The organism is Paenibacillus stellifer (assembly GCF_000758685.1).
GTDB classification, from domain to species: domain Bacteria; phylum Bacillota; class Bacilli; order Paenibacillales; family Paenibacillaceae; genus Paenibacillus_AQ; species Paenibacillus_AQ stellifer.
Genome location: NZ_CP009286.1, coordinates 1,571,826 through 1,594,801, shown reverse-complemented (window position 1 = coordinate 1,594,801; position 22,976 = coordinate 1,571,826). Strand labels below are relative to the sequence as shown.

At 58.6% G+C, this 22,976-nt stretch carries 19 protein-coding genes; 5 read left to right on the top strand and 14 right to left on the bottom strand.

Features of this window, described 5'->3' with window-relative positions; translation table 11 throughout:
* The 12 genes from PSTEL_RS07265 to ggt all read right to left on the bottom strand — a co-directional run bounded on the left by PSTEL_RS07265 (window position 1) and on the right by ggt (window position 16,027).
* Window positions 1-465, bottom strand: coding sequence for a (2Fe-2S)-binding protein (locus PSTEL_RS07265; protein ID WP_038700322.1), 465 nt, complete (start codon window positions 463-465; stop codon window positions 1-3).
* A gap of 424 nt (window positions 466-889) precedes the next feature.
* Entirely contained in the window at window positions 890-3,166 is a 2,277-nt protein-coding gene (pucD, locus tag PSTEL_RS07260; RefSeq protein WP_038694451.1) for a xanthine dehydrogenase subunit D, read from the bottom strand.
* A gap of 56 nt (window positions 3,167-3,222) precedes the next feature.
* The gene (locus PSTEL_RS07255) at window positions 3,223-4,107 is read right to left on the bottom strand and encodes an FAD binding domain-containing protein (protein ID WP_052098254.1); all 885 of its coding nucleotides are present in this window, start codon (window positions 4,105-4,107) and stop codon (window positions 3,223-3,225) included.
* A gap of 49 nt (window positions 4,108-4,156) precedes the next feature.
* Window positions 4,157-5,083 carry an ABC transporter permease gene (locus PSTEL_RS07250; RefSeq protein WP_038694450.1) on the bottom strand — a complete coding sequence of 309 codons (927 nt, stop codon included), beginning with the start codon at window positions 5,081-5,083 and terminating at the stop codon, window positions 4,157-4,159.
* Window positions 5,084-5,104: 21 nt separating this feature from the next.
* The gene (locus tag PSTEL_RS07245) at window positions 5,105-6,223 is read right to left on the bottom strand and encodes an ABC transporter permease (protein WP_038694449.1); all 1,119 of its coding nucleotides are present in this window, start codon (window positions 6,221-6,223) and stop codon (window positions 5,105-5,107) included.
* Window positions 6,220-7,752, bottom strand: coding sequence for an ABC transporter ATP-binding protein (locus PSTEL_RS07240; RefSeq protein WP_038694448.1), 1,533 nt, complete (start codon window positions 7,750-7,752; stop codon window positions 6,220-6,222). Before PSTEL_RS07240 ends, PSTEL_RS07245 begins: the two co-directional genes overlap by 4 nt.
* Window positions 7,753-7,873: 121 nt before the next feature.
* A complete protein-coding gene (locus PSTEL_RS07235) occupies window positions 7,874-9,052 on the bottom strand; it encodes a BMP family ABC transporter substrate-binding protein (protein WP_038694447.1) in 1,179 nt (392 codons plus the stop codon).
* A 253-nt stretch (window positions 9,053-9,305) separates the two neighbouring features.
* Window positions 9,306-9,899: a nucleotidyltransferase family protein gene (locus tag PSTEL_RS07230; protein ID WP_169744546.1), complete on the bottom strand. Its 594-nt coding sequence runs from the start codon at window positions 9,897-9,899 to the stop codon at window positions 9,306-9,308.
* Window positions 9,838-10,923: an XdhC family protein gene (locus PSTEL_RS07225; RefSeq protein WP_052098252.1), complete on the bottom strand. Its 1,086-nt coding sequence runs from the start codon at window positions 10,921-10,923 to the stop codon at window positions 9,838-9,840. The genes PSTEL_RS07230 and PSTEL_RS07225 overlap by 62 nt, the downstream gene beginning before the upstream one ends.
* A 225-nt stretch (window positions 10,924-11,148) precedes the next feature.
* Entirely contained in the window at window positions 11,149-12,723 is a 1,575-nt protein-coding gene (locus PSTEL_RS07220) for a PucR family transcriptional regulator (protein ID WP_038694445.1), read from the bottom strand.
* Between the two features lie 353 nt (window positions 12,724-13,076).
* On the bottom strand, window positions 13,077-14,375 hold the full coding sequence (locus PSTEL_RS07215; RefSeq protein ID WP_038694443.1) for an amidase family protein: 1,299 nt from the start codon (window positions 14,373-14,375) through the stop codon (window positions 13,077-13,079).
* A gap of 74 nt (window positions 14,376-14,449) precedes the next feature.
* Window positions 14,450-16,027 (bottom strand): gamma-glutamyltransferase, encoded by a 1,578-nt coding sequence (gene ggt, locus PSTEL_RS07210; protein ID WP_038700316.1) that lies wholly within the window; start codon window positions 16,025-16,027, stop codon window positions 14,450-14,452.
* Window positions 16,028-16,306: 279 nt separating this feature from the next.
* Between ggt and chrB the strand changes: the two genes are divergently transcribed.
* The 4 genes from chrB to abc-f all read left to right on the top strand — a co-directional run bounded on the left by chrB (window position 16,307) and on the right by abc-f (window position 19,909).
* Complete coding sequence (gene chrB / locus PSTEL_RS07205; RefSeq protein ID WP_281176761.1) at window positions 16,307-16,900, top strand: chromate efflux transporter ChrB; 594 nt, start codon at window positions 16,307-16,309, stop codon at window positions 16,898-16,900.
* Entirely contained in the window at window positions 16,900-17,439 is a 540-nt protein-coding gene (gene chrA / locus PSTEL_RS07200) for a chromate efflux transporter ChrA (RefSeq protein WP_038694442.1), read from the top strand. Before chrB ends, chrA begins: the two co-directional genes overlap by 1 nt.
* A 112-nt stretch (window positions 17,440-17,551) precedes the next feature.
* On the top strand, window positions 17,552-17,716 hold the full coding sequence (locus PSTEL_RS27870; RefSeq protein ID WP_169744545.1) for a hypothetical protein: 165 nt from the start codon (window positions 17,552-17,554) through the stop codon (window positions 17,714-17,716).
* A gap of 252 nt (window positions 17,717-17,968) precedes the next feature.
* Window positions 17,969-19,909 carry a ribosomal protection-like ABC-F family protein gene (gene abc-f, locus PSTEL_RS07195; RefSeq protein ID WP_038694441.1) on the top strand — a complete coding sequence of 647 codons (1,941 nt, stop codon included), beginning with the start codon at window positions 17,969-17,971 and terminating at the stop codon, window positions 19,907-19,909.
* 268 nt (window positions 19,910-20,177) lie between these two features.
* Here the strand turns inward: abc-f and PSTEL_RS27865 are convergent, their stop codons facing one another.
* Window positions 20,178-20,333, bottom strand: coding sequence for a hypothetical protein (locus PSTEL_RS27865; RefSeq protein WP_169744510.1), 156 nt, complete (start codon window positions 20,331-20,333; stop codon window positions 20,178-20,180).
* A 339-nt stretch (window positions 20,334-20,672) separates the two neighbouring features.
* Window positions 20,673-21,290: an NUDIX hydrolase gene (locus PSTEL_RS07190; protein WP_038694440.1), complete on the bottom strand. Its 618-nt coding sequence runs from the start codon at window positions 21,288-21,290 to the stop codon at window positions 20,673-20,675.
* A 261-nt stretch (window positions 21,291-21,551) separates the two neighbouring features.
* Between PSTEL_RS07190 and PSTEL_RS07185 the strand changes: the two genes are divergently transcribed.
* Window positions 21,552-22,907, top strand: coding sequence for a dipeptidase (locus PSTEL_RS07185; protein ID WP_038694439.1), 1,356 nt, complete (start codon window positions 21,552-21,554; stop codon window positions 22,905-22,907).
* Window positions 22,908-22,976: the final 69 nt, after the last annotated feature.

Here is a 22,976-nt window from a genome sequence, read left to right as displayed (position 1 = left end):
TTAGCCCACCCCTTTGCTGATCGCTTTGTTGACGGCTCTCAGAATGCCGCCGTATCCCGTGCACCGGCATAGATTGCCGGATAGCGCCTCTTCCACTTCTTCAGGTCCAGGCTTCGGATTCTCCGCCAGCAGGGCGACAACCGAGATGACCATCCCCGGCGTACAATAGCCGCATTGGAACCCGCCTTCTTCGAGAAAAGCCTGCTGAACGGGATGCAGCCCTCCGGCGCTTAAGCCTTCAATCGTGGTGATCTCCGCGCCTTCGCACTGATAAGCCATCGTCAGGCAAGAATTGACCGGCTTGCCGTCCATAAGCACCATGCAGGCGCCGCAGCGTCCGAGTTCGCAGGAACGCTTCGTCCCGGTGAGTCCAAGATCCTCGCGTAGCAGCGTCAGGAGGCGGCGGGAAGGCGGCACCTCGGCGGTTACGGGATGCCCGTTGATGCTGAAGCTTAAGAGATACATCTCTTCCGGAGATTCTTCTTCTGAAGATTCATCTCCATGCGTAACTGACGCCGCCGCCAGGTCCCGAAGGCCGCTTTTCCCGCCTACTCCGCCTGCCTCGCTAATTTCGCTTTTTCCGCCTACTCCGCCTGCCTCGCTAATTTCGCTTTTTCCGTATGCCTCGCTTATCCCGCATGCTCCGCTTGCCTCGCGCATCGCGTTTTTTTCGCATGCTCCGTGTATCTGAGTTTCCTCGCTTTTTCCGCTTTTCCCGCTGTTCTCGCTTTTCCCGCTGTTCTCGCTTTTCCCGCTTTTTTCACTTATCCCGCATTCCTCACTTATCCCGCATTCCTCACTTATCCCACTCATCCCGCTTCCCACTTCGGTGCCGCAGCTTCCGGCGTCTTCCTCAAGCGGATTTCCCTGCTCCTGATTTCCTTTATGCTCATCCAACATGCGCGTTCACCGCCTTCTGTGGAATAAACGGCGTCTCCTGCAGCAGCTCGGGTTCGATCGGCAGCCGGACGACCCGTTTGCCGACCGCCTGGAATACGGCGGACGCCACGGCAGGCGCCAGATTGACCGAACCGATCTCCCCGACCCCCCGGGGACCATACGTATCATGCTCCGGCAGATCCTCGATCGGCTCCACCTGGATGACGCCGTTCATATCCGCAATGGTAGGTATGATATAGGTGTCCAGATTTTTCGTGACGTAGGAGCCATCCTTCATGAGTGCATCCTCCGTCAGCGTGAAGCCGACCGCCATCCCGCTTCCGCCCTCGATCTGTCCGAGGTAGCCCTGCGGATTCGCGACCGGCCCCGCCGCAATGGCGTGGTATTGGTCCAGCATCTTGACGCGGCCCGTCAGAAGATTGACCTGGACCTTGACGGCGATTGCCGAATAGGTGTACAGAAAATGGGCGCCGACCCGCTCAAAAGGCGTCGTCGGATAATCGAACACCGTTTCGCTGACGATAGGCTCCTTCAGGCTGCCGGCCAGCTCGGCATAGGTCATCACCCGGCGGCCTTCCTTCCACATGCCGCCTTCGCCGCAGCTTAAGTCCTGCCCCACGCCCGCAGCTTCGGCGGCTGCAGCCAGCTTGCCGGTGAAATCCGGATGCAGCTGGCGAAGGGCCATCCACATCATGCTCGTAGCCCGGGAGGCAGTGCTTGATCCGCTGTCCGGCACTACATCCGTATCGCCGATAATGATTCGCAGATCCTCAGCCGCGAAGCCGTACTGCTCCATGAGCATCTGCTCCAACGTGGCGATCAAGCCCTGCCCGAACTCCTCATAGCCGAAGATGGCTTCGATCTTGCCGTCTGCAGCCAGCCGCAGCCGGCCGCCTGCGGGGTCCGGAATGCCCTTGCCGAGTCCGGCTCCATGCATGGCGATGGCTGTCCCGATCCCGGTAACGACCCACGGATCGTTACCATCCCTGCCCGGCCCGCGTCTCCGCTCGGCGTTCAGCGGGCTGTTCTCCAGCGCCTGCCATACCTGCATGGCGCCGTCTGTCTGGGCGATTGGCTGGCCAAAGGGCCCGGGATCGCCGTATTGGCGCAGATTCAGGCGCCGCATCTCCCAGGGGTCGATGCCAGCAGCCTCGGCCAGCCGGTCGATCTGGCCCTCCAGAGCGAAGATCGCCTGATTACCGCCAAAGCCGCGAAATTCCCCCGATAGCCCATTATTTGTGTATACACAAAAGCCCTCAACGTCGATATGCTCGATTCGGTAAGGGCCAAAGACATGCTCGGTAGCAAAGTTGAGCACCTCGGTGCCCAGAGTGGCGTATGCGCCGGTATCCGATACCAGCCGCACGGAATGGGCAACAATCACCCCATCCCGGGTACAGCCGGTCTTCATTGTGATCTTCATCGGATGCCGCTTAAGGCCCGCCCGGACCGACTCGGCGCGGGAGTTGTGCACCCGCACCGGTCTGCCCGTACGCAGCGCCAGCAGTGCGCCGTAAGGCTGGACATTCAGTTCATCCTTGCCGCCAAATGATCCGCCGATCGGACTTGAGACGACGCGAATCCGCTCCTCCGGCATAGCCAGAATACGGGAAAGCTGCTTCCGGTCCATCAGGCCGTGCTGGGTGGCGGAATAGACGGTCAGCCGCCCGTCCGGCTCAGGAATGAAGAGGCCGCCCTCGGTTTCCATATACGTATGCATCTGCCGCGGCGTATAATACGTCTCCTCCGCCACATAGGCGCAGGTCCCGAAGGCATCCTCCGGATTCCCTCTCCGGTACTCGGAACGGTGCAGCACATTCCCTTCGGGATGCAGAAGAATGGCATCCTCCTTCATGGCTTCCTCCGGGTCCGTAAGGACCGGCAGCAGCTCATAATCGACTTCAATCAGAGACAGCGCATACTCGGCGATTTCATCGCTCTCGGCCGCAACCGCAGCGATGGCGTCACCGGTGTAGCGAACCCGGTCCTCGCAAAATACCGGCTGATGAGGAAGCGCAATGCCGAAGCCGTTCAGTCCCGGCACATCCTCATGCGTCAGGACGGCATGGACGCCGGGAACCGCGGCCGCTTTGTCCGTCCGCAGGTCCAGAATGCGGGCATGGCTCTCCCGGCTGCGCAGCACGCGGCCGACCAGCATTTCCTCGGCGTACATATCAGTCAGGTATTGCAGGCTGCCGGTGACTTTCTCCAGTCCGTCAGGGCGTGTTCTCCAGCGGCTCCCGCTGGAGTCTCTGCTCAGCGGCATGTTCCCACTCTCCTTTCGGCAGCTTTCATCCATTCATTATTCATTCACTTATTCAGCTAAATGAGCTTCCACAGCTCGGCGGCGATGAGATTGCCCGCCGTCTTCCGCTTGTACTCCGCCGTCGCGAAGGGATCGGCGTAGGTTTCGAACCCCCCGCTCACCGCTTCGTACACCGGCGGCAGCAGCTCGGCGGCCAGCACGCCGCCTTCCAGCAACGCTTCCGCCTCCGCAAGCCGATGCGGACGCCCGCTGCCTCCGCCGGCGGCTATTCGCACGCCGCTTAAACATCTGTCCGGGTCGATGAACCCGGACAGCGCCACCGCGACGAGCGACGGCGTGAACGCCTCCCGGCGGCCGACCTTGCGGAAGGCCTCGAAGCGGCGGGAACCCTCCGGCCCTTCCGCCGGAGAGATTCGCACACCCGCGATGATGCTCGCGGAGGAATGTCGGCCGCCCCAGCGGGAGGCCAGCCAATCCCCGGTGCATTGACGGCTTGCAAACGCGCCGTCATAGACCTCCAGCTCCGCATCCGCGGTCAGCAGCGCGGGGAGAGTATCGCCGTAGCCGGAGGCGATATTGCCTCCGAGCGTCGCGAGGTTGCGGACCGATGGGGCCGCAATGACCCGGGCCGCCTCCTTCAGCGACGGCGCCGCCGAGTCCAGAAGCGCGCTCCGGCGGAGAGACGATAAATTCGTCAGTGCGCCGATGCGGATGCCTTCCCCGTCTTCTGCAATGCCGGAAAGGCCCTCCAGTCCCCGAAGATCGATCAGCGTCTCCGGCATGGAGACCGTTCCGGCTTCCCACTGGGTCCGCAGCAGGGTGCTTCCCGAGACATACACGGCCCCATCGCCGAGCTCCCGTTTCAGCTCCCAGGCTTCTTGCAGATTGCGGGGCCGGTACAGCGCCGGCGCTCTTAGCCTAGCGTGACGCAGAGCTTCCATACGGTCTCCTCCTTCGGATGAGTGTCCAGTCCAGCGCGGCTGCTAGAACCTAGAACCGCTGTTCCCGGATATAAGGAACACCCAGCGATTCCGGTGTGCCGGACGGCTTGTTGCGGTTGCGGTAACCCAGGTACATCAGGACGAGAATCGTCACGACGTAAGGGATCATTTTCAGGAAATACGATGGAATGGCGCTGCCCAGCAGCTGCACCCGGAACCCGAGCGAGTCCAGAGCACCGAAGAAATAGGCACACAGCAGCGCGCGAATCGGATTCCATCTGGCAAAAATAACAAGACCGACTGCGATCCAGCCTCTTCCCGCTGTCAGACCTTCGTTCCAGGTCGGAGCAACGCTCAGGACCATATCGGCTCCGGCGAGTCCGATCAACATGGCACCGGCAATGATATAGCAATAGCGGATCGTCCGTACCCGGATGCCCATAACATCGGCGGTCGCCGGGCTGTCGCCCACGGCACGCAGATGGAGACCCCAGGAAGTACGATGAATCAGCAGATGAAGTACGATAACCAGCACGATGCTGATCCAGGTCAGCATATCAAGATTGCTGATAATCTTAAGCACTGGCACTGAACTCAGAAAATCCAGATGCACTCTCGGCAGAATGCCCGGCAGCGGATTCCCGCTGATCGGCTTGCCGAGGTAGGCGCTGAGGCCAGTGCCGAACAGCGTCATGGCAAGACCGGACATCGTCTGGTTGGCCCGCAGCGTAACGCTCAGGAATGCATGAACGAGGCCGAGCAGCGCGGTCACGCCGATTGCGGCCAGCAGGCCAAGCACCAGGCTTTCAGTTCGGATGAACACGATGCACATCGTAACCGCGCCCATGAGCATCAATCCTTCAGCGCCCAATTGGATGATACCGGCGCGCTCGGTAAGAATGCCTCCCAGCGTGGCCAGCAGCAGCGGCGTGCCCGCGGAAATGGCGGCGATTAATAGTTGAGTCATAAAATCCATGTCTTCATTTCCTCCTTTGGGCTACGCTCCCCGGCGAATGCGGAAGCGGGTGACCATATCGCCGGCGATCAGGAAAAACAGGATCGAGCCCTGCAGCAGCTGCGAAATGGATGACGGCAGGCCGATAGTCTGCACGCTGTAGCCGCCGACGATCAGGCCGCCGAACAGCACCGAGGCGATTACCAGTCCGAGCGGATTCAGCTTGGCGAGCCAGGCCACGATGATGGCAGTATAGCCATAGCCCGGAGAAATGCCCTTGATAAGCTGATGGCTTACCCCGGACACCTCGGCCATACCGGCAAGTCCGGCGAGTCCGCCGCTGATCAGCATGACGATAATAATATGGCGTTTGATATGAATGCCGGCGTAACGGGCGGCCGTCGGATTGGCTCCGATCAGTCTCAGCTCATAGCCCCAGCGGGTAAAACGCATCATCAGATAGTAAATGACAACCGCGACCAGCGCGAAGATGAGGCCGATATGCAGCCGGGTTCCCCCGAGCACAGGCAGCGACTGGGCGTCTGTAAATACCGGCGAACCCGGCATGTTGAAGCCTTTCGGATCTTTCCAGGGACCGAATACGACATAATCGAGCGCCAGCAGTGCCACATAGTTCAGCATCAGTGACGTGATCAGCTCGTTGACCCCGAAATGCGTCCGCGGGATAGCCGTAAGCAGTCCCCAGAAGGCACCGGCTGCGATCCCGAAGATCAGCATCAGTGAAATCGACCAGAATCCGCTCAGATTTGGAAAATAAATCGTCACCGCAGTAGCGGCCATTGCGCCAACGGTCAGCTGGCCTTCCGCCCCGATGTTCCACACCGAAATCCGGTAAGCCACGGCGATGCCAAGACCGCACAGCAGCAGCGGAATTGCTTTGACGAGCGTTTCGGTAATGCCATATGAGGAGCCGAAGGCACCCTTCCACATTTTAGCGTAGACAGTAGCCGGGCTCATGCCGTTCGCGTAAATGAAAATCGCGCAGAGAACAAGCGCCAGCACGACCGATACGATGGGGGTCCACCAAGGCGTACGAACCCGGGAAGCGTCATACTCCAGCCGCCAAGGCAGCCGCCCTCCCGAAGTCTGCTTGTTAACAGGTTCCAGCAGCGTTCCCCCGCTTGCCTTATCCTGACTCATACCATGCTCTCCTCTCTCCCGCGAATGCCCGCCATCATCAGACCGATGCTTTCTCTGTCCGCATTGTCGTGGGTCTCTTCACCAATAATCGCTCCATTGTAAATGACCAGAATCCGGTCCGACAGCTGCATCAGCTCATCCAGGTCTTCGGAGATCAGCAGCACGCCGCTTCCCGAAGCCCGCAGCTCCATCAGCAGGTCGTGAACGCCGGAGGTGGCTCCGACATCAAGTCCCTGAGTCGGATGCACGGCTACCATCAGCTTGGGATTATGCGTAACTTCCCGGGCGAACAGCAGCTTCTGCTGATTGCCTCCGGACAGCTGTTGTACAGGTGTATCGAGCTCCGGCGTCTTCACATCGAATTTACGCACCAGATGCTCCGACCAAATCCGGTTCTTGGCCGCCTTCAGAAATCCTAGCTTCGAGTGCTCTTCGGAGCGGTAAGACTTGAACAGCAGATTGTCGACCGAGCCAAGCCGTCCGGCAAGCCCGCTCTTCATCCGGTTCTCCGGTACGTGGGAGATGCCGGCATCAATAGCGCCGCGAACCGACGCCGTCTTGACGGGACTTCCGTCAAAAACAATTTCACCTTCCCGCCAAGTCCGAAGGCCGGTCAGCACCTCCGCCAGTTCCTTCTGACCGTTGCCGGCGACCCCTGCAACGCCGACGATCTCGCCCTTGCGGACGGTGAGCGACAGCCGGTCCAGCGCCTTCCGCCCGTGATCGGCGACAACGCTCAGATTCTTGACTGCGAGCAGTTCGTCGCCGTCCGTCTCCTCGCGGTCCCGCCGCTCAATCACCACTTCCCGGCCTACCATCAGCCGGGCCAGTTCCCGCTCATCCGTCTCTTTCGTAATGAGCGTCGTAATCATTTTGCCTTTGCGCATGACCGAAATGCGGTCGGAGGAGGCCATAACCTCCTTCATTTTGTGCGTCGTCATAATGACGGTCTTGCCTTCTTCTTTCATCCGTTGCAGCGTGCTGAACAGCCCCTCCACTTCACCGGGCGTCAGAACCGAAGTCGGCTCATCCAGAATAATAATATCGGCGCCGCGGTACAGCGTCTTGACGATCTCCACCCGCTGCTGCTCTCCCACGGAGAGCTGCCAGATCGGACGGTCCACCGGAAACTTCAGCCCGAAGCGTTCCGCCAGTTCTTCTATCTCCTTATGCTTGTTTTTGATCCAGTTTCTTCCGCGCCAGAAAGACGATTTTTCGCCAAGCACGATATTTTCCGCAGCTGTCAACGTTTGAACCAGTCTGAAATTTTGGAATACCATGCCCACGCCGAGCATGGCGGCGTCTTTCGGAGAGCGGATTTTTGCAGGTTTGCCGTGAATCAGAATCTCACCCTCATCCGCTCTGTATACGCCCGACAGCATACTCATCACCGTACTTTTTCCCGCCCCGTTCTCGCCAAGCAGCGCATGAATCTCTCCCGCGTCTGCCGAAAAATCGACTTGGTCGCTCGCGGTTACTGAACCGAATCTTTTGACAATTCCGCGCATTTCCACCGAATGTCCCCGCATTTGGAACGCCTCCTTTCTCATAGTTGTAGCATGGGTGAGGCAGGTACTTCCCGAAGGAGCCCGCCCCACCCATGGTTTTCTTCCTATTAAAGAATATCCTGAATTGGTAAAGACAACCTTATCATTTCGGAATTGTGCCGACTACGCCTTTCGCCAGCCAGTTCATGCTGAGCACTTCGTCAAGCGTAAGCGTCTTGCCTTCCGGAACCTGCACTTTGCCGGTGTTGTCGCTGATCGGACCAGTGAAGACGTTCAGCTCACCGCTGATAATCTTCGCCTGCGCGTCGGTAACAAGCTTCTGTACATCTTCCGGAACCTTGTTGCCGAACGGAGCCAGCTTCACCATGCCGTCAGCCATGCTGCCGGAGTACTGCTCGTTAGTCCAGGTGCCGTCCATTACGGACTTAACTGTTTTGGTGTAGTATGGACCCCAATCCCAAACCGGGTTGGTCAGGTAGTTGTCAGGCGCGTATTTCTTCATGTCGGAGTCGTTGCCGCCTGCGAATGCGCCGCGTTCCTGTGCCGCTTGAATGGTAGCCGGGGAATCCTGATAAGCCAGAAGGACATCGGCGCCTTTATCCAGCAAGCTGATAGCCGCTTGGCGTTCGGTTGTCGGATCGTACCAGGTGTTCGTCCAGACAACGTCAACCTTGATATCCGGGTTTACGCTCTGTGCACCGAGTGTGAAGGCGTTGAGGTTATAGATAACTTCGCTGATCGGGAAGGCGCCGACGTAACCGAGATGGTTGTTCTTGGTCACTTTGCCCGCTGCGATTCCTGTCAGATAACTGGCTTCGTAGTTCTTGCCGAAGTAGGTGCCCATGTTGGCTTCGGTTTTGTAGCCGGAAGCATGGTCGAACTTAACGTTGGGGAATTTCTTCGCTACGTTGACCGTCTGCTCCATGTAGCCGAAGCTTGTAGTGAAGACAATGTCATTGGATTGTGCGAGTTCTGTGATAGTGCGCTCGGCGTCCGGTCCCTCTGGGATGTTCTCGACGGTTGTCGACTTGATACCGAGTTCTTTCTCCATTTCAAGACGCCCTTGGTCATGCTGATACGTATAACCGCCGTCGCCTGGAGGTCCGATATAGACGAATGCTACCTTTGGCTTCTCACCGGATGGCTGCGTCGATGCTGCCGCCGCGCTAGCGGATGCTGTTGCCGCTGCGCTAGCAGCCGGCTCGGAAGACGCCGCTGTGTTCCCCGATGTGTTGTTGTTGCCGCCGCAGCCTGCGAGTACAACCGCAAGCACAAACAGCAGCAGGAAGCTGAGTTTGAATGCCCGACCCCTTTGTTTCATATTTCTCCTCCTCCTAGATGGTGTGAGAGCTTCATAGCCTTCTCACTCTATGAACTGGCCGATTGCGGCCTGAGCTCCTTTAATGGGCTCTGGTCAATTATATATGCTTAACTATACCGGAGGCTAGAGTCTAGCGTAAATTTATATAACATACGTTTGTGCAAGTTTATAAAAAAGAGGGGGATTATTGTGCTTTTTGCACGAATCCCCAGAGTTGGATATTTCAAATTGTAAGCATTCGTAACACAGCTTCCTATTTCCCCGTAAAATCCTCCTGCCGGGTGTTCTGCAGCAGCCATTGGCGCTGGACATTCAGAAAATCGCCTTCCGTATCGGCATCCATCGCAAAGAGCGGCGTGTCATCCTCGATAACCGCCCCCTTGAATTCGGAAGAATTCAGAATCCGCCCCGCCCCCCGGTCGCCGTCCAGCTGCTGAAGCGACGGAAATACCGACCTCGCGAACAGTGCGGGCGGCATCATCGTTCCGTTCCCGGAGCTTGCTGCATAATCCAGTCCGGGAGTGCGGCGGAAGGCTTCGATCAGACGGTTCACCAGATCCTTGGTGACAAAAGGCTGATCCGCCAGCGCCACAACCACGGCGTCCGGATCATGCGGAAGCACTGCATTCAATCCGCAGCGCAGCGAGAAGGACAATCCCAGATGCGCTGTCAGGCATGTCTCGGTGCGTCTAGCGCCCGGCTCTCCGATTTCGGGCGGCAGCCACTCCAGCTTGTCGTCAGCCCTGACAACCACGACCAGCGGTGCAAGGCCGCAGCGCTCCAGTTCAGCGAGCGCGACGCTCCCGAGGGCGACGCCCAGCGACAGCTTCCTTGAAACTTTGGACACCCCCATCCGAGTGCTCTGCCCTGCCGCCAAATAGATTCCGGCAATTTTCAACGCGATCATCCCCTTTCTGCTTCAGACGGTTATCCGCTCTTCTGACCTGTATCAGCTCGGCAACGATGCTGACTGCGATTTCTTCCGGACCGTCCGCCCCGATCGGCAGCCCGACGGGCGCATGCAGCGACTCCGGCTTCTCCAGTCCGTCAAGCAGCAGCCCGATTCTTGCTTTCGATCCGATAATGCCGATGTATTTCGGGCGGCGGGGAATTACCCGCTCCAGAAACTGCCGGTCCCGCTGGAGCTGATGGCTGCAGATCAGCACATAATCCCCGCTGCCGATATTCAGCCTCTCCGGCGCTTCCTCCGGCAGGCACAGCGCCCGCTCTCCGGCGGGGAATCCGCTCATGAGCGGCCCTTCCCGCCAATCGGCGGCGGCGATGCGGAAGCCCGAACGCGAGGCCAGCTCCGCAACGGGCCGGCTGTCCTGTCCCGCACCGAACAGGACGAGTCTCGGCTTCGGGACCAGCGGCGTAGCGAACACCGCTTCATCGCCATCGCTACGACCATACTGCCGCTGCCCCTGCCGCTTTTGCGGCACCGAAGACGCCTCTTCCAGACTGTAGGCATATCCGCCGGGCGTCCGGCTGCGACGCAGCAGCAAGCTTTTTCCGCCATCCATTTGAGTACTTGCCTCCGCAAGCAGCCGGCGAAGCTCGCCCCTGACCGGTTCCAACACCACTTTGATCTTGCCGCCGCATCCGACGGCTTCCCCCCAGGAGAAATCATCAGATGTCCGCATATCGTACTCCACCGTCTCGGGCCGTCCAGATTCCCAGATCTCCTCCGTCCGAAGCTGAAGATCGCTCTCAAGGCATCCGGGGCTGAGGCTTCCCAGCGTCCCGCCCTCATGGAACAGCATGACAGCTCCCGGCTTGCGGTAAGAATGGCCCTCCACGTTGATCAGCGTAGCCAGAACGGCGGGAAGGTCGTGTTTCCGGATATAAGCCGCAATTTCATAAGCACTCATGAACGCCCTCCCCCTTATTCAATGGTCTTCCGGATGCGGTGCAGACCCCGCACAGCATGCGGACATTTCCGCTTCCTGCAAGTAGAAACAGCTTCGCTTGCCCCGAACGGGCGAGGAGCGCATCCGTTTCCCGAAGAAACACAGGATATCTTTGGGGCACAGCTTATTGATTCCTATTTTTAAAAAAGACGGCCGACGGCCGTCTTGTCTGGTGCGTCCGGGACCTCAGCCCCGTTCCAGCATGTTGCGGAACAGGAAGGCCAGCCGGAGCCGCAGCAGATCGTCGGTCTTTCTGAAATCGACATCCAGAAGTTCGCTCAGCTTCTCCATGCGGTAGGTGGCCGTGTTCCGGTGAATGAATAATTTTTTGGCCGTTTCGTTGATGTGGCCGTCGTTCTCCAGGAAGGCTTCCAGCGTACGCAGCATCTCCCTGACATAATCGGGCTCCCGTCCGAGCAGACCAGCCAGTGTGCGGCTGCAGTATTTTTGCATCGCCTCGGAAGGAATCTGGCGCAGCACCATCGCGAGCTCAAGCTGCCGGTAATGCGCAACCTGCTGCCCCGGGTTCCAGTAGCCCTTCATCCGCAGAGTTTCTTTCGTCTCGCCGAGGGCTTCCTTGATCTCATCCGGCTTGCTCTTGCGGCTGCTGACCGCTGCGCAGGGATAACAGCTCTCCTTGGTTCCGATCTTGTCGAAGCAGGCTTCGATGTAGCCGCAGACTGCCTCAGGCGACAACCGTTCTCCTGACAAAAGCGACAGCAGACCTTCCTCCGTCATGAGATGGAAGGATTTCAGCTTCGACAGTTCCGGGTGCTGCACATATTCCTCCTTCAGACGGTTCAGCTCATGCTGCCTCAGCTCGCCCGCTTCCGGAACATCCGTCAGCACCAACAGGAACGGCGCCTGCAGCAGCCCCGGATTCAGATTCTCGGCCGCCTGGGTCAGCTCGGCGCATGAGAGGTCGCCCTTCAGGAACCGGCGGAACAGCCTGCCGAATTCCCGGTGCAGATCCTGCTCGAAATAATCCCGGCTGCTTGGCGGCATATGATGCGCAATCAGCTCGGCCGCCTGAACGAACAGACTCTCCTCCATCGTCAGCATAAGGGGATCGATGCCGAAGAAGATAAGGTAACCGCCGCATTCCTCGCCTTGCGCCAGAGGGAGGCGGTAAGCCGTCTCCTGGCCGATCCGGACCTTGCGGCTCTTGGCCTGCCAGGGCCAGCCGGCCAGAATCTCCCGCTCCTGATGGGAGCTGTTCTGAAACAGCAGCTCGCCCCGGCTGCCGACAACCGCAAGCGGATGGCCGACGCATTCCGAGACCGATTCGAGCATGGACCGGCTCCGAACCGGCTGAAGCGCGAACCGCATAAGCCGCCGCTGCTTCTCCAGCACCGTCTGGAGCGCTCCCGTGCTGCGGGACAGCTCCGCCCGGAACAGGCCGTTCATCTGGTCCGAGAAGGTGAACTGGAAGGGCAGCTCGATAAGCGGAAAGCCGAGTTCATCAGCTTCGGCGATCAAGGACTCGGGTACCGCATCCCAGAAACGCCCCAGCTTGATGCCGAGACCCGAAGAGCCTCTGCGGTTCAGCTTGTGCAGCAGCGCCGACGCCTGATCGGGGCTGTCTTTGATCAGGTAAGCCGTCGTCAGCAGCATTTCGCCTTCCTTGATCCAATCCGAAATATCCGGCGCGTCCATCACATTTATCGATTTGACAATTCGCCGTGTTCCCTTGGAGCCGGCAATCAGCTTGGCTTCCGACAAAGGGTAGACCGATAACGCCTCTTCGACCGTCAGATGCATGCCGTTCCCTCCACTCTATCTATAATTTACTCCTTCAAGATCCTGTGTTATTTTATGTAACATTATAATGAATGCAGCACACTTTGAAAAGATATTTGTTTAAAAAATCCGCTTATCTGTGTCATATTATCTGACGGGCTTGGCTAATTTCTTAATGACAACTCCTTCTTCTTGGTCCCTTGTTAGTCACTTGTTCGTCCCTTGTTAGAGGACATCTCTTCTTTGTTTCAGCGCTTCGCAAAAAGCCCTCCGCACTTGATTATGCGGAAGGCCTAGGTGTACGGCATATTTTCATTTCCAATATTTATGAGTCAATTCCATCCTCATTCGTTCGATCACGATGCCGATCCCCGTTATACGGGGGCCTGCTTCCAGATACGGCTTGCCCAACCCAACAGCCGTAGATCCTGCCCCGGACCGCCGATGATGGACAGGCCAAGCGGCAGCCCGCCCGGACCTTCAACCGGAAGCGTAATCTGCGGAAGCCCCGCCAGGCCTGCGATACAGCAGAGCGACATGGCTCCGCTCCGGTTGCGCTCCAGCTGCTCGGCATCTCCGCCCACGAGGGGAGCGGGACCCGGCACGGTCGGAATAACGAGCGCGCCATCTTCGCCGAGAAGCTCTGTCAGACGCCGGACGATACCGCTTCGCAGCTCTTGAACGCCGGAATGATCCTGCCGGGCCAGTTCTTCCGCAAGGGCGAAGCGGGCAGCGATATCGGGAGCGAACACCGGGTTTTCCCTGCGAATCCATTCACCATGCGTGTCCCCAATCTGGCTGCCCTGAAGCTCGCGGAAGACATCCATCCAGGCTTTCAGCCCTTCGGGAGCAATTTCCTCCTCTAAACTCGACGCCGCGGCCGCCTGCACATGCCGCAGTGCACCGTCCCACGCTCCCGCACACTCCGGGTCGATCAGCGCCCAGGCTTCTTTGGGCATGTACAGTCTCGTGATCCCGGAGTCACTCCATGCGCTGTCGCCGTTCTCCCCCTTTGAAAAGGGGGCGTCCGACACAGCGGAACCGCTTGTATTGGGGAAGCAGGGATGCCTTGATGCGCCGCCAGCTTCTTCTGCCTGCGGCTCCTCCCGGGCGAGCAGAACCTTTCCCACCCGCAGCAGCAGCTCCGGGCTTCCGGCCATCCAGCCCACCGTATCAAAGTCCGGCGCCAGCGGGATGACGCCGCTCATATCGACCGCACCGTGGCTCGGCCGGAATCCGTAAATCCCGCAGTATGAGGACGGCACGCGGACCGATCCGCCTGTATCCGTGCCGATCGCGAAGTCGACGACTCCCGCCGATACAGCCACCGCCGAGCCGCTGGACGATCCTCCGGGAATTCTCCCGCTTCCCTTGGGATTTATAGGCGTTCCGTAATGAATGTTCTCACCGCCCAAGCTGTACATCAGCTCATCCGTATGGGCCGCTCCTTTCAGCGACGCCCCTGCTTTCAGCAGACGGAGCACCGCCGCCGCATGCTCCGAAGCCGCCGGATGGCTCCGGAGCCAATCGGGGTTGCCTGCCGAGGAGGCATGGCCCTGCACGGCGAACACATCCTTGACCGCAAAGGCGGTGCCGCTCAGCGGTCCGCTCTCCAGCGGGCTTACCTCAAGTTCGGGATTAATAAACGCTCCAAACCGGTTGTCGAGGCCCATCGTTTATTCCTCCCTTGTTGTTGATCTTCTATACTCCACCCGGGCCGCTGCGCGATCCCGTCTGACTGTCATTATCACCAGCCGATGGCCGCGCCATCGCAGCGCGGATCGGTTCCACCGCTCCGGTAGCCGTTCTCATCAATCGCAATCATATGGGCGTGACCGGCCAGCCCGTCATAATCGGAGACCTTCCGCACCTTATGCCCGGCGGCAGCCAGTTCCTCAAGCACAGACTTCTCCACCCGGCCTTCCACCGTCAGCTCTACCGTCGGCTCTCCCCAAGTTCTTCCCCAGACGAACCGCGGCTGATCCACCGCCTCCTGGGGATTCATCCCGTAATGCAGCAGCCGGGTCAGCAGCAGCGTCTGTGTCTGCGGCTGTCCTTCGCCGCCCTGCGTACCGTACAGAACGGCGGGCTTGCCGCCTTGGCAGGCCATCGCCGGCATCAGCGTATGGAAGGTGCGCTTGCGCGGCTCCAGCGTGTTGACTGCCGACGGGTCAAGCGAGAAGAACGACCCGCGGTTCTGCAGCAGGATGCCGGTGCCGCCGGGAGCGGTTCCCGAGCCGAATTCGAAGTAAAGGCTCTGGATGAACGAGACGGCGTTGCCTTCCCCGTCCACCACTGCCGCATAGGCGGTATCGCGCCCGGTCGGCTCGCTGACAGCCTCCGCCGCACGGCTTGGCGAGATGGAAGCCGCCAGCCCCGCCGCATAGCCTTTGTCCAGAAGCCGTGCCAGCGGAATCGTGCTGAAATCGGGATCGGTCAGCACGGCATCCCGGTCACGGAAGCTCGCTTTAATAGCTTCGGCGAGCAGATGATAATAGGCGAACGAGCCATGCGCTATGCCCCCGAAATCGAAGTTCTCGAGTATATTCAGCGTCTGCAGCGCCGCGAAGCCCTGCGAATTGGGCGGCGCCTGGTAGACGGTATAGCCGTGGTAGGAGGTCGAGACCGGATCGCACCAGAGGCCGCGATGCTCCGCGAAATCCTGGGCGGTCAAATAACCGCCCGAGGCCGCAAGCCCGCTGCAGATCGCCTCCGCGATCTCCCCTTCATAGAAGGCGTCCCGGCCGCCTTCCGCCAGCAGGGAGAGCGACCGGGCCAGCTCCTTTTGCACGAACCGCTCCCCGGGCTTTAGCACCCTGCCGCCCGGCATATAGATTGCCGCCGCTTCGGGAGAGAGCGCGGCTCCGGCCAACACCGTGTTCGCATGCTGGTCCGGCGACATGGGGAATCCCCCGGCGGCATAGCCGATGGCGGTCTCCAGTACTTCCGCCAGCGTTAGGCGTCCGTACCGGGACAGCACGGCGTCCCAGCTGTCCGCCATGCCGGGGACAGTAATCGCGGCGCGCGGGCCCCGCCGCGGAATCGCCGCTTCGCTTAAGTAGCGCTCCCGCGTCACGGCCGAGCCCGACCGGCCGCTGCCGTTGTAAGCCCGCACGCGTCCCTCCTCCGCGCTGTAGGTGAGCCAGAAGGCGTCGCCGCCGAGCCCGGTCATATGCGGGTAGACGACCGCCAGCGCCGCGCTGACCGCTACAGCCGCGTCAAAGGCGTTGCCGCCTTTTTCCAGAATGCGCGCTCCGGCGGCGGAAGCCAGATAATGCGGGCTGACCACCATCGTTTTGGTGCCGATTACCGGTCGTTTTGTCATAAGCAGCTCCCTCCCGTGAATTAATGTCATTTAACCTTACGCCTCCTTGCGGAGTCAACACCACAGACGGAATCCCCAGCCTGTGCACTCCAGATTTGTGTGCCGTGCACAAACTTGTGACTGCCGGGGTTCAAGACAAAATATAATGAACGAAATATATATGTATATGTCCATACAAAAGGCGCAAATGGGGTATTTCTATAAGATGAGCAGTACCGCAGCTCGCCTGTCATTTGATGAATTTGATTCATTTATTACAACATATAAGGGGGAAACCGCTTGAAACCAAATCAGCAAGATTACATAGAACTGGGAACATCCATGGTTCGAACCGGCATTCTCGGCTATGGCGGAGGCCCTTCAGTCATTCCGCTGATCCGCCATGATGCCGTGATCCGCTACAAGTGGCTGAGCGATGAAGAATTCGCGGAAATCCTGGCTATCGCCAACGCTCTGCCGGGTCCGATCGCCACCAAAATGGCCGCCTACCTCGGCTACAAACGCAGAGGCGGACCCGGCGCCTTTTTTGCCGTCGTCATGCATATTCTTCCCAGTGTGCTTGCCATGATCCTGCTGCTGTCCGCAGTCAATGTGCTGGCCGGCTCAAAGGTCGTCAAGGGCATGATCGCCGCCGTATCGCCCGTCATCGCCGTCATGCTCGGAGTAATGGCCTACGAATTTGCCAAAAAAGGCGTCAAAGGTCTCGGCATCGCCGCCGGTGCCGCCTTCATGCTTCTGGCTCTCCTTCTGCTTGAGGTGCTGCACGTTCATCCCGCCATTGTCATCGTGCTGTTCCTTGCTTACGGAACCGTGCATTACCGCGCTGTCGCCGCTCTTCGCAGCGGACGCGGTGGGACAGGGGGCACGCCGTGATGGAATGGCTTGATCTGATTATCGGCTTCTTCATTGCCAATCTGCTCGGCTACGGAGGCGGGCCCTCTTCGATTCCGTTGATGTATGAGGAAATCGTACCGCACTATCACTGGCTGTCCGACGCGGAGTTCTCCAATATGCTGGCGCTGGGCAATGCGCTTCCCGGACCGATCGCCACGAAGGTGGCAGCCTATGTCGGGTATGAAATCTACGGCTGGGCCGGCGTCATCCTTGCGCTAGCGGCCACGGTGCTCCCTTCCGCCACGGGTCTCATCCTGCTGCTCCGTCTTCTGTCGAAGTACCGGCAGTCCACAGTTGTCAAAGGCATGACCCTGATGGTTCAGCCCGTGATTGCGATTATGATGGTGACCCTGACCTGGCAGATGGCAAAAGGGCCGATCGATTCTATCGGCATCTGGCAGACGCTTATTATCGCCGCCATTGCCTTCTGGGCCATGGAACGGCGCAAAATCCATCCCGCACTCGTAATCGTAGTCGCCTTTGTGTATGGCGGATTGGTGCTCCGCTACTTCGTATAGCTTTCCTTCGCAGTCATGACATGCCCGCAATAGGGGGCGAAGTTCGGAGTTGCTTTATGAAGCGAACTATTTTACAATGACAGTAACTTTGTTTAAAGGGAGGTGGAGAAAGATGAATCACACAGGTTTGGGTAACATGGTCGGCCGTTTGCCTATCGCAATGGCAGGCATCGTTCATGCATATGGCAACAACGGGAGAGGTCTGTCCTTTTACGCCAATATCATAACACCTGCCTACTGTGAAATGTCTTTCCTGCCTTCCAGCCGCCGGATCTAGCAACCGGCATCCGGACAAGGCCGCGGGGAACGTTTCCCTGCGGTCTTTTTGCATATATAAGGACATATATGCTTGACGCTTCATCTTGTCCTTATATATCCCGGTTAACGCATGACGTCTCTGGACTGCGTCAGGTCGTTTAACCGTGTATGTCTGCCTATGCATGAGTCGTGCAGGGGGCGTTCTCCGGTAGAATATACCCGCTTGCGGAGCTGAATCAGCCTGCCGCTGAAGCGAACAAGGAGAATCCCTATGATTATACAATGTCAAAATGTTAAAAAGTACCACGGAGCCCAGGAGGTGCTGAAGGATGTCACGCTTGGCGTTCGCGAAGGTGAGCGCGTCGGCCTGATCGGCCGCAACGGCTGCGGCAAGACGACGCTGTTCACGCTGCTGAGCGGCGGCGAAACGCCGGATAGCGGCCAGATTTCCATCCGGAGGGGCAGCGCCGTCGGCCTTCTGGCCCAAATCCAGGATGGAGCCGGGCAGAGTGTCCGCTCCGTCCTGGAACACAGCTTCGCGGAGCCTCTGGCGTGGCAGACCAGACTCCGGGAGCTGGAGCTTCGCATGTCAGCCATGGGCGCTGAGGACACGCAGTGGAATGAATGCCTGCGGGAATACGGCGTGCTGCAGGAGAAGTTCGAGCGCGCGGGCGGCTATGAGATCGAATCCGAGATTCAGCGCGTGGCCACCGGCCTCGGCATTCCCGCCGGGCAGTTCGAGCGCCCCTTCGCCTCCCTCTCGGGAGGCGAGAAGACCAAGGTCGGCCTGGCTGTCCTTCTGCTGCGGCGGCCGGATGTTCTGCTCCTTGATGAGCCGACCAATCATCTCGACATGGATGCGATCGAATGGCTGGAGCAGTTTCTCTCCGGCTATGCCGGCACGGTGATCGCCATCTCCCATGACCGCTATTTTCTGGATGCGGTCGTAACCAAGATCATCGAGATCGAAGACGGCGAAGCCTTCATCTACCACACGAACTATTCCGGCTACCAGAAGGAGAAGGAAGCGCTGCTGCTTCAGCAGTTCGCGGACTATCAGGAGCAGCAGAAGAAGATCAAGAAAATGCAGGAGAGCATCAAACGGCTGATCGAGTGGGGCAACAACGCGAATCCGCCGAATCCTTCCTTTCACCGAAGAGCGGCTTCCATGCAGAAGGCGCTCGACCGGATGGTCAAGATCAAGCGGCCGATCCTGGAGCGCAAATCGATGGACCTGCAGCTTGAGCAGCAGGACCGCTCCGGCAGCCGGGCGCTTGTGCTGGAGGAGGTAAGCAAATCTTACGGCAGCCGCCTGCTCTTCGCCGGGGCGAACGCCGTGCTCCGTTACGGAGAGACAGCCGCCCTGATCGGCGGGAACGGCGCGGGCAAGAGCACCCTTCTCCGCATGGTGCTGGGGCTGGAAGAAGCCGATACGGGAAGCTGCGCAATCGGCTCACGCGTATCGGTCGGCTACCTGGCCCAGGAAGCCGTTCCCGAGAATTCCCGGCAGTCCGTTCTGAGCTATTTCCGTGAAGAGGCCGGAATGGAAGAAGGCGAAGCAAGAGGACAGCTCGCACGGTTTCTGTTCTACGGCAGCGATGTCTTCAAGAGCGTCGGCGGCCTGTCAGGCGGTGAATGGACCCGTCTGAGGTTCGCCGTACTGATGCACCGGAAGCCCAATCTGCTGCTTCTTGACGAGCCGACCAATCATCTCGATATCGATTCGCGGGAAGCGCTGGAGGAGGCGCTGGAGGAATACCCCGGCACCGTCCTTGCGGTTTCCCATGACCGCTACTTCATCAACCGCTGTTTCCATACCATTTGGTCGATCGGCGGCGGTGCATTCACTTCCTTCCCGGGAAGCTACGACTACTTCAAGGAGAAACAGGCGGAGCGGCGTATCGCTGCTGCGTCGGCCCCATCCTCTGAATCAGGCGACCGGGCAGCCGCCGGCAGAAATCACGCTCAGACCGCTGCCGAGCCTGCAGCCCCGGCGCCACGGCGTAAATCCGGCCCGGCCCGGGACGCCGCCTATTGGGAGCAGGCCATCGGGGACGCCGAGAGCCGGCTTAAGGAACTGGATACGGCCATGCTCCGGCCGGAGCTTGCCAGCGACGCCGAGCGTCTGGCTGCGCTGCATGCCGAGCGGGAAGAGCTGGCGCGGGAAATCGACATTCTGTATGCCGAATGGACCGAAAGCCCGGAGCAATGAACTCCTGACCAAGCAGCCGGGAGCGCCGCCTTTTGCCGGGAAGTAACTGGAAGTTATGGCGCGAAGCTTATACCTTCTTGTCTTTCGGGGACAATCGTCCACCGGTGTCCTCCAGACGCTGGTGGCCCCCCATTACAACAACAAGAGCCGCCTCCTCCTTAACCGGAAGAAGCGGCTCTTGTTATCTGCTCGCCGCTGACACTGATTGTTCATTGGCATCTATAGTTATGCTTGCTAAAGACACAGCAGTTGATGTTGTCGTCAAAAGTTATTTTACCAGGGTCATGATCCATCCGATGGATGAAATCCACAAAGGGATGCTCAGCAATAACCCCCACGTAAGTCCTACAGAGAAGCGTCCTTCAGTAGGTGTATTTACACCTTCCTGCTGCAATGGCCATCTCAGATTTTCCCGTTTTTCCATGCGATCCCCTCCTATACTACTCTTATCGTCACCCAAGAGGAAAAAATGTAGACCGCCGGACCTAAAAATATCACGAATTTTGTACATTACTTTTTAGCTATAAAGACTCAGCGGGTGATCGGTAAATGTAAGCACTTTCATAACTCTATTTTACCCGATCCTCCGCAAATTTAAAACCATTAATTAATGATTTTTTGGATATTTGGGCATGATGCATAAATCCATAAAAGCGATTACAAATCAGCCATATATAGATCAGACGGATTCGATCTGTCTATATATGGCTTCAATAAGTGTTTCGAATCGGATGATGCAAATGCTGAGTGAATTGACAGGCGTTTAATCCAGAAGCACCGGCTTGTCCGGGTCGCGCAGATACTCGAACATCGTTCGGATTTGCGCCTCCGTATTGCGGCTTACCGACAATTCCGGCAGTTCTTCCTCTCCGAAGAAGCCGACTTCGCTTGTCTCCACGCCTCCAGCCGCCTCTCCACCGCTAATTTCGCAGAGGATGAACAGCTTGTAGATATGATAAGGGTCAGGCGGATGACCATGGAATTTCTTGTCCATCACGGCAAGCAGGCGAATCGGTCTGGCCTCAAATCCGGACTCCTCCCAAATTTCCTTCGCCGCGACTTCGCTCGGAGAGTAGCCGATATCGGCCCAGCCGCCGGGCAGTGCCCATTTGCCGTCGATTTTTTCGCGGACCATCAAAATCTTGCCTTCCTGGAACACAACTCCCCGAATATCGACCTTGGGGGTGCAGTACCCTTTATCATCGGCAAAAGCAAGCTTGATCTTCTCTCTGCTCTCAAACGTGTAATTCTCCATAATGTCGATGCTCAGCTCCCGCAGTGCCTCATAGCGCTCCAGGTCATACACATCCTTGCCGTATTCCAGTCCCGTCTGTGCGATTCCCTGAATCTCCTTGGCCCAGCTCAACCATTTGGCTTCCATTGCTTTCGCTCCTCCCGATCCTGCGGATCATATCTCTGTTTTCTCTGTTCTGAATTAACGATGTCCAGCTGATTTGTCCCAGTCTATCACGCCCGAGACGGGCAAAACAACCTCCTTCGGAACACTATGGCCGCGGGATCGGACGGACTTTGATTGTAGCGTGCCGACTCCGGTATAATGTTCCTGTAGAGCTCCTCTCACAGGGAGCCATCCGAACGAAGCCGCCGTTAATCGGCTCCGCAAACCCAGGAGGTACATATTATGTCTTACACTGCCTATTTCGAATCCCGCCGGGAAGAACATCTGAATGAGCTGAGCGAATGGCTGCGCATCCCGAGCATCTCTGCCCTGTCCGCCCACAAACCGGATATTCAGGCAGCCGCTGAATGGCTCTCGAAGACGCTCAATCAGGCAGGTCTCGAGCATGTTACGATTCATCCTACAGGAGGCCATCCCGTTGTCTATGCCGACTATCTGCATGCCCCAGGGAAGCCGACCCTGCTTGTATACGGGCATTACGACGTTCAGCCGGTGGACCCGCTGAATCTCTGGACTACCCCGCCGTTCGAGCCGAACATCCGGGACGGCAAGCTGTATGCCCGCGGCGCAACGGACGATAAAGGCCAGGTCTTCCTGCATATCAAAGCGCTGGAGGCTGTTCTGAAGACCGAGGGTACCCTGCCGGTCAACGTCAAGCTATGCATTGAGGGCGAGGAAGAGATCGGCAGCGTCCATCTGACGGACTTCCTTGAAGCCAACAAAGAGCTGCTGGCCGCCGACGCCGTGCTTGTCTCGGACACCTCGCTTCTGGAGCGCGGAAGACCAGCGATCTGCACAGGTCTTCGGGGCCTTTGCTCGTTGGAGGTCGACGTGACCACAGCCGCTACAGACCTCCACTCCGGCTCTTACGGCGGCGCCGTTCCCAATGCGCTGCACGCGCTTGTCTCGCTGCTGACCTCGCTGCATGACGACAAAGGCCGCGTCGCTGTTGAAGGATTCTATGAAGGCGTTCCTGAATTGTCTCCGATGATGCGGGAAGAGTTCGCCAAGCAGGGACTTGATGAAGAGAAGATCCGGGAAAGCCTCGGCCTGAGCGCCCTCTACGGCGAGGAAGGCTACACCTTCGTCGAGCGTGTCGGCGCCCGGCCGACCCTCGAGCTTAACGGCGTATACGGCGGCTTCCAGGGCGAAGGCAGCAAGACGGTTATTCCGAAGGAAGCCCATGCCAAGATTACGTGCCGGCTGGTCGGGGATCAGAATCCCCAGAAGGTGCTGGACGCCATCGAAGCGCATTTGAAAGCCCGAATCCAGCCGGGCGCAGAGGTCCATGTCCGGCAGATGGAGAAGGCGTTCGCCTTCAACATCGACCCGTCGAACGAGTTCCTGCAGCTGGCTGCCGATGCTTATGGCAAGGTGTACGGAACCCGGGCGCTGTTCACGAAGGACGGCGGCTCCATCCCGATCATGGAGAGCTTCTCCCGCATTCTGCAGGCCCCCGTCGTGTTGATGGGCTTCGGTCTTGACGATGAGAACCTGCATGCTCCCGACGAGCATTTCAACCTTGAGAACTTCGACAAAGGTCTGTTGACGATCGTCGAGTACCTGAAGTCGCTGTAAATCACAACAAGTCAAAGGGCTCCCGCTGAAGTAGCGAGAGCCCTTTTTGATGAACCAGGCATAGAATAA